Source organism: Streptomyces sp. NPDC024632 (genome assembly GCF_055559175.1).
On record NZ_JBVHLD010000004.1, the window covers coordinates 232,600 to 248,154 of the forward strand.

Sequence of the window (15,555 nt, forward strand, 5' to 3'; positions counted from 1 at the left end):
GGCACCGTCGCCGTCCGGTTCGACCGCCCGGAGGGGGCACCCTGTGCCGACGCGGTCGGTGAGTTCGGCCCGCAGGGTGGCGAGTTCGGCCATGCGGGCGTCGAGGAGGCGGATCTTCTCCTCGAACAGCGCGGAGAGCGCTACGGCGGGGTCCGGTGCCGCGCGCAACTCCTCGCCGGTCCTGGCGATTTCGGCCAGGGAGAATCCGAGCGTCTGCGCGGTGCGGACGTAGTGCAGCCAGGCCACCGACTCGGGCGGGAAGTCGCGGTAGCCGTTGGTGAGGCGTCGGCCCGTGACGAGGCCGACCTTCTCGTAGAACCGGATCGCGTCCCTGGTCATCCCGGTCTGAGCGGCCAGCTCTCCGATACGCATGCCGCGTCTCCCCCCTCGGCCGATGAGCTTGACCTTGGACCGTACTCCACTGTTTAGCGTGAGGCCGTCGCTGAGCCCCCCAACCGGCCGGAGCCTCCCCGTGATCCGTTTCCACGCCCCCGCACGCCCCGCCTATCTCCGCGTCGTACGCGCGAGTGCCTGGTACGACCTCGCGGTCACCGTGGGGTTCGTCACACCGTGGACCTACGCGCGGGTGCACGACGCGCTGTCCTCGGCGGGCGACGCGCTCGGCTGGGGCGTCCTGCCCGAACTCGACGTGTGGCAGACCCTGTTCGCGAATCTGATGGGCTCTGTGGTGGTCGTCTGGGCCGCCCTCCGCATCGTACGGACCCTGCCCGAACACGGCCTGCTCGACGGCATCGCGCGCACCCTGTTCTCCGCGTGGATGGCGTACGCGCTGGCCCAAGGCGCCTCGCGGATCCTGTGGCTGTTCCTCGCCGCCGAGGCCACCTGGGGAATCGTCCAACTCACGCCCTGGCTGCGCCCCGCCGTCGACCACCGGACCGCCCGGCCGGAACGCTCAGGGCTGGGTTGATCGCCAGCCGCCAGCCGCCAGCCGCCAGCCGCCAGCCGCCAGCCGCCAGCCGCCAGCCACGGCGGCCCTTCGGGGCGCGGACGGCCTACGGCTACGGCTACGGCTACGGCTACGGCTGCGGCTTCGCGGTGGCGATGCGGTCGAGCCAGTCGCGCAGGAGGGCTTGTTCGGTGGCGGTGAGGGCGGAGGTCCGCGGGAGGACGGCGCGCAGGGCCACGGCGGCGGTGACGGGACCGGAGGCGGGGTCGGTGGCGGCCGGGGCGTCGGTGGTGATCGCGGCGATGACCGCTTCGCGGGCCAGGGCGGCCAGTTCCGGGTCGCGGCGGTCGGGCGGCAGGGAGATCAGCGTGTTGGTGATGCCCTGGCCCGCGGCCTGGACGAGCAGCGAGGCGCGTTCCTCGCTCACGCGCAGTCGGCCCGCCTCGGCGATCCGGCGGATGTGCCCGGCTAGCACCGCCACGCCCGCGACCTCGGCGGGCGTCGGCGGCACCGAGCCCCTGGTCCGCTCGTACATGACCTGGTAGAGCGCCGGGTTGGCGAGGCCGAAGCCGACGTGCAGGTCCCAGCCGGTCCGCAGGTCCGCCACCGGGTCCGCGCCGGGTTCCAGGTCCGTCTTGCTGGCCAGGTAGGCCGCGAAGCCGTCGGCCGCGACCGCGTCGAGCAGGCCCTGCTTGTCGCCGAAGAGCCGGTAGATCGTCGGTGCCTGCACTCCGGCCGCCGCGCCGACCGCCCGGGTCGACACGGCCTCCCGGCCGCCCTCGGCGAGCAGCTTGGCGGTGGCGGCGAGGATGCGCTCGCGCGGACCGTCCTTAGGGGCGATGTCTCCGACGCTCATGGTGTCGACGGTAACAGGAATCGTGTTAGCGGTGATTCGGTATCGGTGCTAGCGTGTAAGTTGTTAGCAGTGATTCGATGCTGCTCGTGCCGCCACCGGTACGGCGACACCTATCGGCATGTCGATCTGTCGACCGCGCGTCGCCCGTGCGCCGAGGCCGCGCAAACCCTCACCCACCTGGAGACACCTCATGATCATCGTCACCGGAGCCACCGGAAAACTCGGCCGGGCCGTCGTCGACCGGCTGCTCACCCGCGTCCCCGCCGAGGAGATCGGCGTCAGCGTCCGCGACCCCGACAAGGCGCGGGACCTGGCGGAGAAGGGCGTCCGCGTACGGCAGGGCGACTTCACGGACCCGGCGACCCTCGCGCACGCCTTCGAGGGCGCCGCGCAGGTGCTGATCGTCTCGGCCGACGTCACCGGAGAGGCCGCCCTCGCCATGCACCACGCCGCGATCGACGGAGCCAAGGCAGCCGGGGCCGGCCGCATCCTCTACACCAGCCACATGGGCGCGAGCCCGACCTCCCTCTTCGCGCCCATGCCCGACCACGCCGCCACCGAGGCGGCGCTGCGCGACTCGGGCGTGCCGTGGACGTCCCTGCGCAACGGCTACTACGCCAGCTCGGCGATCATGCTGCTCGGCGCCGCCGTGCGCACGGGCGAGCTGGCCGCGCCGGAGGACGGCCCCATCTCCTGGACGGCCCATGCCGACCTCGCCGAGGCCACCGCGCGCGTGCTGACCGCCGACGACCGGTCCGTACGCCCGTCGGGTCCGACCGCGCCGCTCACCGGCTCCGAAGCGCTCGATCTCGCCGACGTCGCGGAGACCGCCGCCGAACTGTCCGGGCGCCCGGTCAAGCGCGTCGTCATCGGCGACGACGAGTACCGGGACCTCCTCGTCGGGCACGGCGCCTCACCCGCGCAGGCGGAACTGCTCCTCGGGATGTTCGCGGCCGGCAGGCAGGGCGAGTTCACCGCGGTCGACCCGGCGCTCGCCACCTTGATCGGCCGCCCGCCGACGCCGTTCAGGGACGTACTCGACGAGGCGATCACGTCCGCTGCCTGACGGCCGACGTCTCGGCCGCGTGCTCGTCAGCGCAGGAAGGCCGCCACGGTCGACACGAAACGCGCCGGGTCGTCGAGCCAGGGGAAGTGACCGGCGGCGGGCTGGACGGCCGACTCGGCGCGCGGGAACAGACCGGCGACCTCGGCCGCGGCGGAGGGCGGGGTGTTGAGGTCGACCTCCCCGGCCAGTACGAGGACGGGGGAGGTGAAACGCGCCAGGGCCGCGCGGGTGGCGGCCGGGTCGAAGGCGCCCTCGGAACCGAAGACCTCCCCGGCTTCCGCGTTCCTGCGCGCCTCGCCCGCGTCCCGGTGCGCGCGGGCCGCGTCGTCCCAACGCCCGTAGAAGAAGGGGTCGACGGCCCGGAACGTCCCGGCGTCGCCCTTGCCCGCGACGACCGCCTCCAGCGCGGCGAAAGCGGCCGGGAACCACGGCTCGCCCTCGCGCAGCAGCGCCGTTCCGCGCCGCGTGTCCCCGGTGACCGGGACATCGACCGCCCGGACGCTCGGCGTGATCAGCGCGAGCCGCCCGACGCGTTCGGGATGGCGGGCGACGTACAGCACGGCCAGATTCGTACCGGCGGAGTGCCCGAGCAGATCCGCCCGGTCAAGGCCCAGATGGACGCGGAGGGCTTCCACGTCGTCCACGAGCCGGTCGCAGCGGTAGGAGCCGGTGTCCTGGGGGACCGCCGAGCCGCCGGTGCCCCGCGGGTCCAGCAGGATCAACCGCCGGTGCGCGGCGAGACCGCCGAGATCCCCGAGATACGCGCTGTCCTGCATCGGACCCCCGGGCAGGCAGATCAGCGGCGGCCCCTCGCCGAGAGCGTGGTACGCGAGCCGGGTCCCGTCGGGCGCGGTGAAAGAACTCGTGGCGGTCGTGGCGGTCGCGGTGGAGTCGGCGGTCATGGCGACGACTGTGGCAGCGGCCTCGGGACGGGGGCAACCGGGTTCCGGCGGCGGCCGTCCGCCGGGGAGCGGGAGCGTCGTACCCCGCGAGCAGCGTCGGTCGGCGTGGATCTCGACGCCGTACGCACCTTCGTCGCCGTCAGCGACGCGAGACGGTTCCAGCAGGCCGCGACGGACCCGCACTCGCTGGTCCGGCGCGCCGACAACCCGCATCCGGTGCTGGCCGCCCTGCGCCGCCACCTGCGCGGCACCGCGCCGGACGGCCGGGCGTCCGACACCTGGACCCCGAAATGGACGCATCCGCCGGTGGCGCGGGCGCGGTCCGCGGGTCCCGGACAGGGGCCGCGCCGTGCCGGACCGGCCGGGGTCGCCGTACGTCCAGGGGCCGGATGAGCCGTGCGGGCCGCACCGGGCGAGGAGCGTGCGAGGGCGGCCACCGGACCGGTGACGTACCGGCGAGAGGCGGCCACCGGACCGGCGGGAGGGGGCCACCGGACCGGCGACGATCGGGCGCCCGGCGTATTCTGCGTCGTATGTCCTGGACCAGCCTCTTGAGGGTGCGCCGCGCGGAGGGGGAGACCTTCCTGCTGCGCCGCAAGCGGGTCCCCGGCATCGACCTGTCCTACGGTGACGCGCGGCTCGCCGAGATCCGGGCGGCGGCGCGCGAGGGCGTCGAGCAGTGGCCGCTGATCCGCGCGCGACTGGCCGCCGCGACGGACGGCGAGGACCTGACCTTCCTGCTGGAGGGCGTGCAGAGCGTCGCCGGGGTGGAGCGGTGGATCGGCGACGTGATCGCCGCCGAGCCGGACGACGCGCTGCCGCTGCTGGTCTCCGGCGCCCGGCATGTCGCCTGGGCCTGGCACGCCCGTACGGGTTTCGCGGCGCGATACGTGTCGGACGAGCAGTGGGAGCTCTTCCGGGCCCGGCTGACCGTCGCCGAGGACCACCTGCTGGAGGCGGCCGAGCGCGAGCCGAACTGGGCGGCGCCCTGGTACTTCCTCCAGATCACCGGGCGCGGTCTCGGCGTCGGATCCGATGTCGCGGAGCGCCGCTTCGCGGCGACCTGCCGCCGCTCGCCCGGCCATGTCGCCGCCCACCGGCAGCACGTGCAGCAGCTCTGCCCGAAGTGGGGCGGCTCGTGGGCCCGGACGCACGCCTTCGCCCGCGAGTCGATGCTGGCGGCCCCCGCCGGTAGCCCGATGGGCCACCTCGTCGCCCAGGCCCACCTGGAGGAGTGGCTGGCACTCGGCGGCGACGCGGAGTCGCCGTATCTGGCCGACGCCGACGTGGTCCGCGCCGTCAACGAGGCCGCCGCGCGCTCGGTCTACCACCCGGACTTCGTACGCCGCCGGGACTGGCCGCTGGCCTTCAACACCTTCGCGATGACCTTCGCGCTCGCCGGGGACCTCCGCCTCGCGCGTCCGCTGTTCCAGGTCCTCGGGGACCGGGCCACCGAGATGCCCTGGATCTACCTGGACGGCCAGTCGCCCCTGGTCCCGTTCCTCGCCTGGCGCGCCCGCGCCGACCGCTGACCCCGTACGTCCGAAGGGGTACGGACCCGCGCCGGGCGAAAACCGCTGGTCGCGGCGGCTCCCTTTGCGGTAGGTCTGCGGGGGCGCGTGCCGTGGAGCGGCGCCGCTGTGCGATGCCGACGTGGAGGACGAGATGTTCGCGATTTCCCTGGGAGACGACGCCGAGCTGCGCCCGCTGGAGCCGTGGCGGACCGAGGAGTTCCTCGCCCACATGGACCGCGGGCGCGAGTACGTCGGACAGCACATCGGCCTGGCCGACGCCACCGCCGACCTGGACTCGGCGCGGAACTGGCTCCAGTCGTACGCCGACAAGACGGCGGCCGACGCGGGCCGCCTCTACGGCATCTGGCTCGACGGACTGCTCGTCGGCGGTGTCCTGTTCAAGGTCTTCGACGCGGCGGCGGGCAACTGCGAGGTGGGCTGCTGGCTCGAACCGGCCGCCGCCGGACGGGGGTTGGTCACCCGGGCGGCCCGCGTCATCATCGACTGGGCGGTGTACGAACGCGGCATCCACCGCGTGGAGTGGATGGTGTCGCCCAAGAACACACCGAGCGTCAACGTCGCCAAGCGGCTCGGCATGACCCGCGAAGGGCTGCTGCGCGCCACCTACCTCTACCGGGGCGTACGGCAGGACGCCGAGGTCTGGTCGATCCTCGCACCGGAGTGGCGCGTCGCCGGGCGGGACGCCCGCTGACCGACCGACCGATCGACCGCCCGCTGACCGCCCGCCCGCCGTCCTCGTACCGGACGCCGGGCCGGCAGCGCACCGCGGCCCCGGGGCACCCGTGGCAGACTCCCCGAATGCTCCATCCCGACGCCGCCCGCCTCACCCGCCGCTATCTGTCCGTCGCCGACCGGCTGCTGCCGGGCCGGATCACCCACTTCTACGTGGTCGGCTCGGCCGCGCTCGGGGCGTGGCGCGCGGGCGGCAGCGACATCGACGTCGTCGTGGCGGTGGACGGCGGCTTCACGGCGGGGGACCTCCGGCGGCTGCGGGTGCTGCACCCGGTCGGCAACGCCACCCCCGTCGTACGGGCGCTGCTGCGGGCGCGGGTGACGGTCCCCGGCACGGTGAACGCGGTCTACGTGTCGGCCGCCGACCTCCGCCAACCGGTGACGGCCATCCGCCCGCTGGCCTCGCACACCGGGAACTCCTTCGCGCGCGGCCGTGCCTTCGACGTCAACCCTGTGGTGTGGAAGGTGCTGCGCGAACGCGGCATCCCGCTGCGCGGCCCGGCCCCCGGCGCCCTCGGGCTCGACCCGGAACCGGAACGCCTGCGCGCGTGGAATCTGGAAAATCTGCACGGCTATTGGCACCCCTGGGCCGAGAAGGCGCTGGCCGGGAAGACGCCCGGCAAGCCGCTGGTCGCGGCGCGCTCGGCGGGACGCTCGCTCACCACCTGGGGCGCGCTCGGGGTGTCCCGGCTGCACCGCACGGTCGCCACCGGGGACATCGTCTCCAAGGAGGGCGCGGGGGAGTACGCCCTGGACACCTTCGCGCCGCGCTGGCACCCGCTGATCCGCACGGCCCTCGCCCACCGCCGCGCTGAGCCGCTTCCGGCCGGGCTCGCCCGCGACCCGGACCTCGCCGACCGGGCGCGGCGGCTCCGGCTGACCGGCGCGTTCGTGATGGACGTGATCGCGGACGCCGACCGGCTCTGAGGACCGCCGCCGCCCAGCAGTCGCCCCCCAGCCCGCTCCTGGGGGGCGTCACGACCCGGAATCCCGGCACGACCGGCCGTTGGCCCGTGCCGCGCCCTGCCGCCGTACAGGCGACCCCTGTCACCTGTCAGGAGCGGCAGGCGCGGGCCCGCTCCTACCTCGGCGCCGTGGCCCCCCAGGCGCTGGCGCAAGCGCAGGGCCAAGCGGCGCCGAGCGGCCGGTCGCACCCGTACACCGACACGTACGCGACGGGCACAGCCGCCGATACGACGTCCCGTACGGCCTCCGGTGCGACGTCCGGCACGGTCTCCGGTGCGCGGACTGCGTACACCGACCTCGACCGGCTGGTGCGGACTTTGAACGTGCCCGGCGGCCCGGTCAGCAGGCTGACGGGCCGTCAGGGGCGGTCCAGGGTGATGGAGTTGACCGGGCCGAGGTCGTAGTGCCAGGCGCCGCCCGCCACCAGGTCGTCGACGACCTGGCCGGTGCCGTTGTAGCCCGTCCACAGCCTCGCCCGAGCGCCCCCGGACTGGTTGTTGAGCACGTCGTGCCACCCGTACTGATTGCTCAGGTTGTGGGCGCCGTAGCTCCAGTACACGAAGCTGGGGTGGTCGTTGCCCCAGTCCGTGTCGTTCGGGTAGACGCAGACGGCGCCGTACGGGCAGCCGTGGACCGTGCCGCCCGCCGCGTCGGCCCGCACCGCGCCGACCGTCCCGACGGCCGCCACCGAAAGTGCCAGCGCCGCCACGCCCCGCATGACCTTGCCCATGTCGCTCTCCCTCTCCTCGCGGAACCGGCCCTTCGAGGCCGCCACCAGCACCGTAGGAAAGGGGAACGGCCCGCCGCTCCTGACAGATGACAGGAGCGGCGGGCCGGGACCGGACCGTCAGGACAGGCAGCCGACGCTCGCCAGGGCCTGCCGGAGCAGGACACCGCGACCGCCCGGCATCTCCTGCTGGAGCTGCGGCGAGGACGCCTCCTGCGGGGTGAACCACACCAGGTCGAGCGCGTCCTGGCGCGGGCGGCAGTCGCCCGCGACCGGTACGACGTAGGCGAGGGACACCGCGTGCTGCCGGGGGTCGTGGTACGCGGTGACCCCCTCGGTCGGGAAGTACTCGGCAACGGTGAACGGCTGCGGGGAGGCCGGGATCCGGGGCAGCGCCACCGGGCCGAGGTCCTTCTCCAGATGCCGCAGCAGCGCGTCGCGGACCCGCTCGTGGTGCAGCACCCGGCCCGACACCAGCGTGCGGCTGATCGTCCCGTCGGGCCCGATGCGCAGCAGCAGCCCGATGTGGGTGACTTCCCCGCTGTCGTCCACCCGCACCGGCACGGCGTCGACATACAGGATCGGCATACGTGCGCGCGTCAGCTCCAGTTCGTCGGGAGCCAGCCAGCCGGGCGTGGTTTCGGTCATGTCAGCCATCCGCTGATCGTACGTCGCCACCCGCCCGCGCACAGGCCCGGGAGCCGAACCGGACCCGCGCGGTCCGCTGTCCGGACCTGCGCGGTTGCCGGGCCCGCCGCGATCCGCCGCTCTAGCCGCTCTTGCGGCCCACGCCCGCGTAGACCCAGAACTCCGAGGGATTGTCCGGGATTTCGTCGGCCGGATCGGGGCGCCACAGCGGGACGTAGACCAGTCCCGGCGGGACCAGGTCGAAGCCGGTGAAGAGCGCGGCGATCTGGTCGTGGGAGCGGGCGGTGACCGGAGAGGTGGCCTTCGACCGGTAGAGCTGGCCGACGGCGGCGGCGGTGCCGGGGCGGTCCTGGTCGGTCGCGTGGCTCAGCGCGAGCCAGCTCCCCTCGGGCAGCCCGTCGCGGTAGGCGGCGACCAGCCCCTCGGGGTCCTCCGCGTGCGTGATGAAGTGCAGGATCGTGATCATCAGGACGGCGACCGGCTGGTTGAAGTCGATCAGCTTCCGTAGCTGCGGCGAGTTCAGTACGTCGTCGGGCCGCCGGATGTCCGCGCTCACGATGTCGGCGTCCGGATTGTCCGCGAGCAGCGACGCGCTGTGCGCGACGGCCACCGGATCGTTGTCCACGTAGATCACCCGCGTGCCCGGCGCGATCGACTGCGCGACCTCGTGGACGTTGCCCTGCGTGGGGATGCCGGAGCCCAGATCGACGAACTGCCGGACGCCCGCGTCGACCAGATAGCGCACCGCCCGGCCCAGGAAGGCCCGGTTCGCCCGCGCCAGCGCCCGCACCTGCGGGTCGATGGCGGTGAAAGCGGCCAACGCCTCCCGGTCTATGGCGAAATTGTGCTCCCCGCCGAGCATCGCGTCGTAGATCCGCGCCACGCTCGCCTTGGCCGGATCCACGCCCTCCGGGACATCTTTGCGTCCGCTCACGACAAGTCCCTTTCGACGGCCGCGTCTTGAACGGTCATCATAGAATCCTGGTGACGGGGCGCTGCGGGGTGCGTACGTCTCCACCGGGTGGTTTCGGCCGCCCGCCGCAACGGCTCGGCGGAAGGCACGACCCTGCGACACGAAGCGCACGAACAGCCCGAGGACAGCGCCCTCGAGGACGCGCCGGGGGCCGCTTCCGCGTTCCGCGAGAAGCCGCCGCCCCCGCGCCGCGGGCGGCTGGCGGTCGGTCCAGCGGCCGATGTCATCGGTTCCGCGCTCGATCTGCATATGACCGGAAACCATGTCGTCCACGCGATGGCGCCCGGATTCTGCGACGCCGCCTCCGTCTATCTGCTGGAGCGCTGGCTCGTCGACGAGAGCGCGGGGACGTCCGCCGATCCGCCGCAGATCGAGGCCAGGCGGCTCGCGCTGCGGATGGGCGCGGCGGCGGCCGAGAGCACCGAAGGCGTCCTGCCGATCGACGAGGTGCTGGTCTTCCCGCGCCAGACCCCGTACGCCCGCGCGCTCGCCACCGGCCACGCCCAACTGCTCGACGCGGTCGACACCCACACCTTCGACCGGCTCGCCGCCTCGGGACGCGGCGACGCCCGCATCCACGACCTGTTACGCACCGCGTCCTTCCTCGTGGTCCCCATACGCCTCCAGAGCGCCGTGATCGGCTTCATCGCCTGCACCCGCGGCCCGCACCTGCCGCCGTTCGGCCTGGAGGACATGGCGGGCGTCGAGTCGCTGGCCGCGCGGGCCGGGGTCGCCCTGGACAACGCCCGCCGATACGAGCACGAGCGCCGTACCGCGCTGGCCATCCGCAGGAGCATGCTGCCCGACACCGACCGGACCTTCGAGGGCTGCCGCGTCGCCCACGACTACCGGCCCGCGGGCCCGCACGACATCATCGGCGGCGACTGGTTCGACGTCCTGCCCAGGCCCGGCGGCCGGGTCGGCCTGATCGTCGGCGACGCCATGGGACACGGCCCGGAAGCCGCCGTCGCGATGATCCAACTGCGCACTGCCGCACGGACGTTGGCCGCGCTGGACACCGATCCGCGTGAACTGCTGCACCGGCTCGACGCCCTCGCCGCCGACACCCCCGACGCCTCCTTCGCCACCTGTGTGTACGCCGAGTGGGACGCGGAACAGCACACCTGCACCGTCGTCGGCGCGGGCCACCCGCCGCCGCTGATCCGCGCACCGGGCGAGGCCGCCCGCCCCGTCCCGCTCGGCGCAGGACTGCCGCTGGGGCTCAGCGCCTGGAGCGCCGAGCCCTCGGTGCTGGAGATCCACCAGCCCACGCTCCTGCTGCTCTACAGCGACGGCCTGATCGAGAGCCGCCGCTCCGACATCGACGCCGGTATCGCCCGGCTCGCCCGCTCCCTCGACCACGGCATAGGCGAACGGGCGCCGGGCGGCCCGGCCATCGGTGCCGACGGTGCGGACCGCGCCCCAACCGGCCCCGGTACGGGTCCCGTTGGCGGCGCCACCGCCCGCGCCGCCGCCGAGGCCGCCGCACTGGCCGAAGTCGACGTCGGCCAGGAGCAGTTGCAGTCCCTCTGCGACACCCTCCTCCGCGACCCGCCCGCCGACGCCACCACGGACGACCGCACGGTCCTGCTGGCAGCGCTGACACCGGGATAGGCCGCGGGCGCGCTTGTCGTGAAGGGGCGTCCGTCTGACGGTGCCTGGCGCGCGGCCGGATTCCGTGAGGCGCTTCCGGCGGTCGTGCTGACGGTCGTACCAGCGGGCTGACACGGCGGCCTGATACCGGGAAAGGCGCGCGGGCGCGCTTTGCGTGAAGCGCCCGGTGGCGCCCGGCGCGCCGTCGCGCACCGGCGGGTGTCTCCACGGCCCCGCTCGGCCAGATCGCCACGGGACCGACGGCCGAGGCGAGCCACGTCCGCTGCGCCGACTTCGACGGCGACGGGAAGGCCGACTCCATCCTGATCGCCGCGGGCGGCGAGATCTCGGCATGGCTGAACCGCGGCGGCGACGGGCGCGTCGCCTCGGGCCCGGTCATCGGCTGACCGCGCGCCCGAGGCCGTACGGCCGTGTGTGTGTACGCGCGGCCGTACGCGACGGGCCTGGTCGCCGGGGCCCGAGGCCGTACGGCCGCGCGCGACGCCCGCTCGAAGGGGCCGGTCAGACGATGCCGCCGTTGGCGCGGACGACCTGGCCGTTGACCCAGTGACCGGCCGGGGAGGCGAGGAAGGCGACGACCTCGGCGATGTCGGCGGGGGTGCCGAGCCGCTCCAGCGGGGGCTGGGCGGCCAGGCGGGCGACGGTCTCCTCGTCCTTGCCGTCGAGGAACAGGTCGGTCGCGGTGGGGCCTGGCGCCACCGCGTTGACGGTGACGTCCCGGCCGCGCAGCTCGCGGGCGAGGATCAGCGTCACCGCCTCGACCGCGCCCTTGCTGGCGGCGTAACCGGCGTATCCGGGGAAGGACAGGCCCAGCACGGACGTGGAGAAGGTGACCACGGCGCCGCCGGGGCGCACCCTGCGGGCGGCCTGCTGGGCGACGACGAAGGTGCCGCGGATGTTCGTGCGGTGCATCGCGTCCAGCTCGGCCAGGTCCAGCTCGGCCACGGTCGACAGCGCCATGCGCCCGGCGGCGTGCACGACGACGTCGACACCGCCGTACGCGGACTCGGCGGCGTCGAAGAGCGCCGCGGCGGCCGTCTCGTCGGCGATGTCGGCCTGGACGGCGAGCGCCCGGCCACCGGCCGCGGTCACCTCCTCGACGGCGGCCTCGGCCAGGCCGCGGTTGCCCGCGTAGCCGATCACCACGGCGTGGCCGTCGGCGGCCAGCCGGGTCACCACCTGGCGGCCGATGCCGCGTGAGCCGCCGGTGACGACGGCGACGCGCGGCCGGGCGGGGGTTTCGGGGGTGGTCGTCATGGGGGGGCTCCTGTACGGAAACGGGGGCGGTCGGGCGGCAGGACCGCTCCGGCGTTCGTACGTCCTGCCGGGGGCCGGTCCGCTTCCCACTGTCGGTCGCTTCCACGCGGTCAGCCAGGGCTGAGCCCACCCAGGGGTTGCCGTCCCCTGGCTGCGGCCTGGCCCCGCCGGGCGCGGCGAGTGACGATGGAGGGGTGAATCTTCCCGAGCTGGCGGCGTTCCTGAAGACCCGGCGCGACCGGATACGGCCGGACGCCGTGGGGCTGCCCGCCGGGCCGCGGCGGCGGGTGCCGGGGCTGCGCCGCGAGGAGGTCGCCCAGCTCGCCGGGCTCTCCGCGGACTACTACACCGAGCTGGAGCGGGGCCGCGGCGCCCAGCCCTCGGCCCAGACGCTGGCCGCGCTGGCCAGGGCGCTGCGGCTGACCACGGACGAGCGCGACCACCTGTTCCACCTCGCCGAGCGGCCCGTGCCCCCCTCCGCGCACGGCTCGGCCGCCCCCGTACAGCCCGCGCTGCTGGGCCTGCTCGACCGGCTGACCACCACCCCCGCCCAGGTCATCTCGGACCTGCACGAGACGCTGGCGCAGAACGAGCCGGCCGCCGCGCTCCTCGGCCGTCCACCCGCCGTACGCGGCCCCGCCCGCAGCTTCGTCTTCCGCTGGTTCACCGATCCGCGGGCGCGCGGGATCTACCCGCCCGAGGACCACCCGCACCACTCGCGGGTCTTCGTCTCCGACCTCCAGGCGGTCGCGGGCCAGCGCGGCCGGGACACCGAGGTCGCGCGGATGGTCGCCCATCTGCGGCGCGAGAGCGCGGAATTCGCCGCTCTGTGGGACGCCCACGACGTGGCCTTCCGCCGCACCGACCACAAGCGGATCGTCCATCCGTCGCTGGGCGTCATCGAGTTGGACTGCCACTGCCTGTTCAGCGAGGACGGCCGGCAGCGGCTGCTCTGGTTCAGCGCCGCCCCCGGCACCGAGGGCGCGGAGCAACTGGAGCTGCTCTCGGTTATCGGCACGCAGGACATGACGGCGCGGTAGGGCGGGACGCGGCAGAGCGCGGCAGAGCGCGGTAGAGCGCGGGGCGCGGCAGGACGTGGGGCGCGGCAGGGCGCGCGGACGCCCTCGGCGCGGCGGCCTCTCCTTCGCACGGCCTGCACCGGTCTCAGGTGCCCGCGAACTCCTCCCAGCTCAGAGGGTGTTCGGCGGGCCGCTAGCGCCGGGGCAGCTGATTCGCATGGGAGTCATGTGGTTGTTGCGCGGTGTTCATCAGGGGTTCTCGGACGGTGACGACCGGCCGCCTACTGTGATCGGGAGAGCTGGCAGGCAGAAAGGGAACTGTGGTGAAACCGACACAGGATCTTCCTGACGCACTGTCAGGCGGTGAGGTCTCCGGCGAGGCGGGCGGCTTAACCGGCCCTTCCGTCGCGGGCGGTGAACTGGCCGCCGCCCGGCTGCGCGGCGAACGCGAGGCGCTGCTGCGGTACGTGGCGAAGCTGCTCGCCCCCGACCTGCGGCACGCCGAGGACGTCGTGCAGGAGACCCTGCTGCGGGCGTGGCTGAGGGCCGATCAACTGGACTGGCAGGAGAGGCCGATCAGGCCCTGGCTGTTCAGGATCGCGCACAATCTGGCCGTCGACACCTGGCGCAAGGACCGCGCGATACCCGTCGGCAGCGCGGCCGACGTCCGCCCCGACACCGCCGACTGGGACGACCTCGCCGACCGCGTGGTGGACCGGCGGTGGCTGCAACAGGCCATGCGGCGACTGCCCTACGCGCACCACGAGGTACTGGTGCACGTGCATATCTACGGACGCGGCAGCGAAGAGGTCGCCGACGTCCTCGGGATACCCCGCGGGACCGTCAAGTCCCGTACCCACCACGCGATCCGCTCGCTGCGCCGCGAGCTGGGTGTGCTGGAGAACGAGGAGACGGCCGCATGACCCGTCCGCGACCGGCCGTCGTCGAGCTGGCGGGCGGGCCCCTCCAGGTGTTCACCGACCACCGGGGCGCCATCTGCACGGTGCTGGGCGTCCTCGGCCTGGTCATCGCCGTGCTGGTCCTCACCAACCGGTCGGTCCGCCGGATCGGCGGATGGCGCGTGGTGCGCCGCTGGGTGCGCCGCGAGAGCCGCCTCACCGCGAACGCCTTCACCGCGCCGTTGCGCGGGTGGGTCCGCTACCGGCGCCAACTCCGGCTGCTGGGACGCCTGTTGGACGACCCCGGCGTCTGGCGGACCGGGGAGCGCGCGCTGCGCGCCGCCCACGCCGCCGCCCCCGACCGCTGCCGCCCGTACGGCGTGCTGGTCGGCGACGGGACCGACGACGGTCTCGTCGGGGTCCTCGTCGCGGGCCGGGACGTCCCCGAACCGCCGCCGCCGTGGGTCGCCGACGACCGCGACCCGCGCGTGTGGTGGAGCGCGTACGAGGAGTGGCACGACCTCCAACCCGCCGGACTCGCGGGCCGGTTGGCCCTCGGGGACGGCGCCGGCTGGGAGCAGGGGCCGGTCGCACCGCCCGTACTGATCGCTGCCGTCGGCGTCGAGGGGGACCGCGCGGTCTTCCTCGACCTCGCCTCGGGCGCGCCGGTCACCTCGCTGGACGGTGACGAACGCGTCGCCCGCCCGCTCGTCCACGCGCTCGCCGCCCAGCTCGACCGGCGGCTGCCGCCCGGCGCCGTCACCGTCGCCGACGGCGTGCACCCCCGGCACGCGGGGCCGCCCGTCGCCCAGGCGCTGCGCGACGCCGCCCGGTGGAGCGACACCCACGAAGGCCCCGCCTTCGTGGTCTGCCAGGGCCCGCTCCCCGACGCCGCCGACCTCGCGGGCGCCGCGGGACCGCGCGTGCTGGCGTACGGCAGGACGCACGGCCGCGCCCGGCTGCTGGACGTGGACCGCGACGGACTGCTCACCGTGCACGGCACACCGCTGCGGGTCCGGGCGACCTCCGTGCCGCGCGCGGTGGCCGCCGCGATCGGGTCGCTGCCGCCGTACGAACCGCCGCCGCTGGCCGCGCCCGTCCGCGCCCCGGCACCGCACGCGCACGTCGAACGGGCCGAGGAGCCGGGCACGGTGGGCGTCTCCGCGGTGTCCGCCGCGAGCGCGCCGTCCACAGAATTCGCGCGGGGCGGCGGCCACGCCCAGGTGACGCCCCGTCAACGCGGCGGTGGCGAAGCCGAGTCGGGCCCGGTCGGCGTCTCGGCGTCGGCCGCCGCCGGGCCCGGATCCGGCGCGACCCCGCCGGGGGGACGCGCCCGCACCGGACCCGCCGCCGGTGAGCCCGCGGGCGGAGCCGGGACACCCGACGCCGAGTCCGTGGGCTCGGGAGCCGTGACCACCGCGCCCGCCCCGCGCGGCGACTGACCGCCGACCGAC

18 protein-coding genes and 1 pseudogene are annotated in these 15,555 nt (G+C 74.6%); 12 read left to right on the forward strand and 7 right to left on the reverse strand.

The genetic code is table 11. The features are described from left to right. Positions 1–24: 24 nt before the first annotated feature. A pseudogene (locus ACZ37P_RS10615) lies at positions 25–372 on the reverse strand (MerR family transcriptional regulator); the annotation flags it as partial. A 100-nt stretch (positions 373–472) separates the two neighbouring features. Here ACZ37P_RS10615 and ACZ37P_RS10620 point away from each other — a divergent pair. Next, positions 473–928, forward strand: a complete 456-nt coding sequence (locus ACZ37P_RS10620; RefSeq protein WP_391045956.1) for a hypothetical protein — start codon at positions 473–475, stop codon at positions 926–928. Between the two features lie 109 nt (positions 929–1,037). Here ACZ37P_RS10620 and ACZ37P_RS10625 read toward each other — a convergent pair whose 3' ends face one another. Then, entirely contained in the window at positions 1,038–1,763 is a 726-nt protein-coding gene (locus ACZ37P_RS10625) for a TetR/AcrR family transcriptional regulator (protein WP_467346023.1), read from the reverse strand. 190 nt (positions 1,764–1,953) lie between these two features. Between ACZ37P_RS10625 and ACZ37P_RS10630 the strand changes: the two genes are divergently transcribed. Continuing rightward, on the forward strand, positions 1,954–2,829 hold the full coding sequence (locus tag ACZ37P_RS10630; protein ID WP_467346024.1) for an SDR family oxidoreductase: 876 nt from the start codon (positions 1,954–1,956) through the stop codon (positions 2,827–2,829). Between the two features lie 26 nt (positions 2,830–2,855). Here ACZ37P_RS10630 and ACZ37P_RS10635 read toward each other — a convergent pair whose 3' ends face one another. After that, positions 2,856–3,731 (reverse strand): alpha/beta fold hydrolase, encoded by an 876-nt coding sequence (locus tag ACZ37P_RS10635; protein ID WP_467346026.1) that lies wholly within the window; start codon positions 3,729–3,731, stop codon positions 2,856–2,858. A 105-nt stretch (positions 3,732–3,836) separates the two neighbouring features. On the opposite strand from ACZ37P_RS10635, the gene ACZ37P_RS10640 reads away from it, so the two are divergent. The 5 genes from ACZ37P_RS10640 (at position 3,837) to ACZ37P_RS10660 (ending at position 7,368) form a co-directional block, all read left to right on the forward strand. Continuing rightward, a complete protein-coding gene (locus ACZ37P_RS10640; RefSeq protein ID WP_467346027.1) occupies positions 3,837–4,124 on the forward strand; it encodes a hypothetical protein in 288 nt (95 codons plus the stop codon). Between the two features lie 140 nt (positions 4,125–4,264). Next, positions 4,265–5,263, forward strand: coding sequence for a hypothetical protein (locus ACZ37P_RS10645; protein ID WP_467346028.1), 999 nt, complete (start codon positions 4,265–4,267; stop codon positions 5,261–5,263). Between the two features lie 133 nt (positions 5,264–5,396). After that, the gene (locus tag ACZ37P_RS10650) at positions 5,397–5,957 is read left to right on the forward strand and encodes a GNAT family N-acetyltransferase (protein ID WP_467346030.1); all 561 of its coding nucleotides are present in this window, start codon (positions 5,397–5,399) and stop codon (positions 5,955–5,957) included. Positions 5,958–6,064: 107 nt separating this feature from the next. Beyond that, entirely contained in the window at positions 6,065–6,925 is an 861-nt protein-coding gene (locus ACZ37P_RS10655) for an aminoglycoside adenylyltransferase domain-containing protein (protein WP_467346031.1), read from the forward strand. An 86-nt stretch (positions 6,926–7,011) separates the two neighbouring features. Then, positions 7,012–7,368, forward strand: a complete 357-nt coding sequence (locus ACZ37P_RS10660) for a hypothetical protein (protein WP_467346033.1) — start codon at positions 7,012–7,014, stop codon at positions 7,366–7,368. Here ACZ37P_RS10660 and ACZ37P_RS10665 read toward each other — a convergent pair. From ACZ37P_RS10665 to ACZ37P_RS10675, 3 genes are all read right to left on the reverse strand, one after another. Beyond that, entirely contained in the window at positions 7,323–7,739 is a 417-nt protein-coding gene (locus tag ACZ37P_RS10665; RefSeq protein ID WP_391163094.1) for a hypothetical protein, read from the reverse strand. The genes ACZ37P_RS10660 and ACZ37P_RS10665 overlap by 46 nt on opposite strands. Before the next feature lie 72 nt (positions 7,740–7,811). Then, positions 7,812–8,339, reverse strand: coding sequence for an NUDIX hydrolase family protein (locus tag ACZ37P_RS10670; RefSeq protein ID WP_355341772.1), 528 nt, complete (start codon positions 8,337–8,339; stop codon positions 7,812–7,814). Between the two features lie 121 nt (positions 8,340–8,460). Beyond that, entirely contained in the window at positions 8,461–9,273 is an 813-nt protein-coding gene (locus tag ACZ37P_RS10675; RefSeq protein WP_355341512.1) for an SAM-dependent methyltransferase, read from the reverse strand. Between the two features lie 87 nt (positions 9,274–9,360). Between ACZ37P_RS10675 and ACZ37P_RS10680 the strand changes: the two genes are divergently transcribed. Continuing rightward, the gene (locus ACZ37P_RS10680; protein ID WP_401856567.1) at positions 9,361–10,926 is read left to right on the forward strand and encodes a PP2C family protein-serine/threonine phosphatase; all 1,566 of its coding nucleotides are present in this window, start codon (positions 9,361–9,363) and stop codon (positions 10,924–10,926) included. Positions 10,927–11,150: 224 nt separating this feature from the next. Then, a complete protein-coding gene (locus ACZ37P_RS10685; RefSeq protein ID WP_467346215.1) occupies positions 11,151–11,312 on the forward strand; it encodes a hypothetical protein in 162 nt (53 codons plus the stop codon). A gap of 115 nt (positions 11,313–11,427) precedes the next feature. Here the strand turns inward: ACZ37P_RS10685 and ACZ37P_RS10690 are convergent, their stop codons facing one another. Beyond that, positions 11,428–12,183: an SDR family oxidoreductase gene (locus ACZ37P_RS10690; RefSeq protein ID WP_467346034.1), complete on the reverse strand. Its 756-nt coding sequence runs from the start codon at positions 12,181–12,183 to the stop codon at positions 11,428–11,430. A 194-nt stretch (positions 12,184–12,377) separates the two neighbouring features. On the opposite strand from ACZ37P_RS10690, the gene ACZ37P_RS10695 reads away from it, so the two are divergent. The 3 genes from ACZ37P_RS10695 to ACZ37P_RS10705 all read left to right on the forward strand — a co-directional run bounded on the left by ACZ37P_RS10695 (position 12,378) and on the right by ACZ37P_RS10705 (position 15,543). After that, positions 12,378–13,223: a helix-turn-helix transcriptional regulator gene (locus tag ACZ37P_RS10695; RefSeq protein WP_355341518.1), complete on the forward strand. Its 846-nt coding sequence runs from the start codon at positions 12,378–12,380 to the stop codon at positions 13,221–13,223. 302 nt (positions 13,224–13,525) lie between these two features. Then, positions 13,526–14,125, forward strand: coding sequence for a sigma-70 family RNA polymerase sigma factor (locus ACZ37P_RS10700; RefSeq protein ID WP_401308476.1), 600 nt, complete (start codon positions 13,526–13,528; stop codon positions 14,123–14,125). Further along, the gene (locus ACZ37P_RS10705; protein WP_467346036.1) at positions 14,122–15,543 is read left to right on the forward strand and encodes a hypothetical protein; all 1,422 of its coding nucleotides are present in this window, start codon (positions 14,122–14,124) and stop codon (positions 15,541–15,543) included. The genes ACZ37P_RS10700 and ACZ37P_RS10705 overlap by 4 nt, the downstream gene beginning before the upstream one ends. The last annotated feature ends 12 nt before the right edge of the window (positions 15,544–15,555 follow it).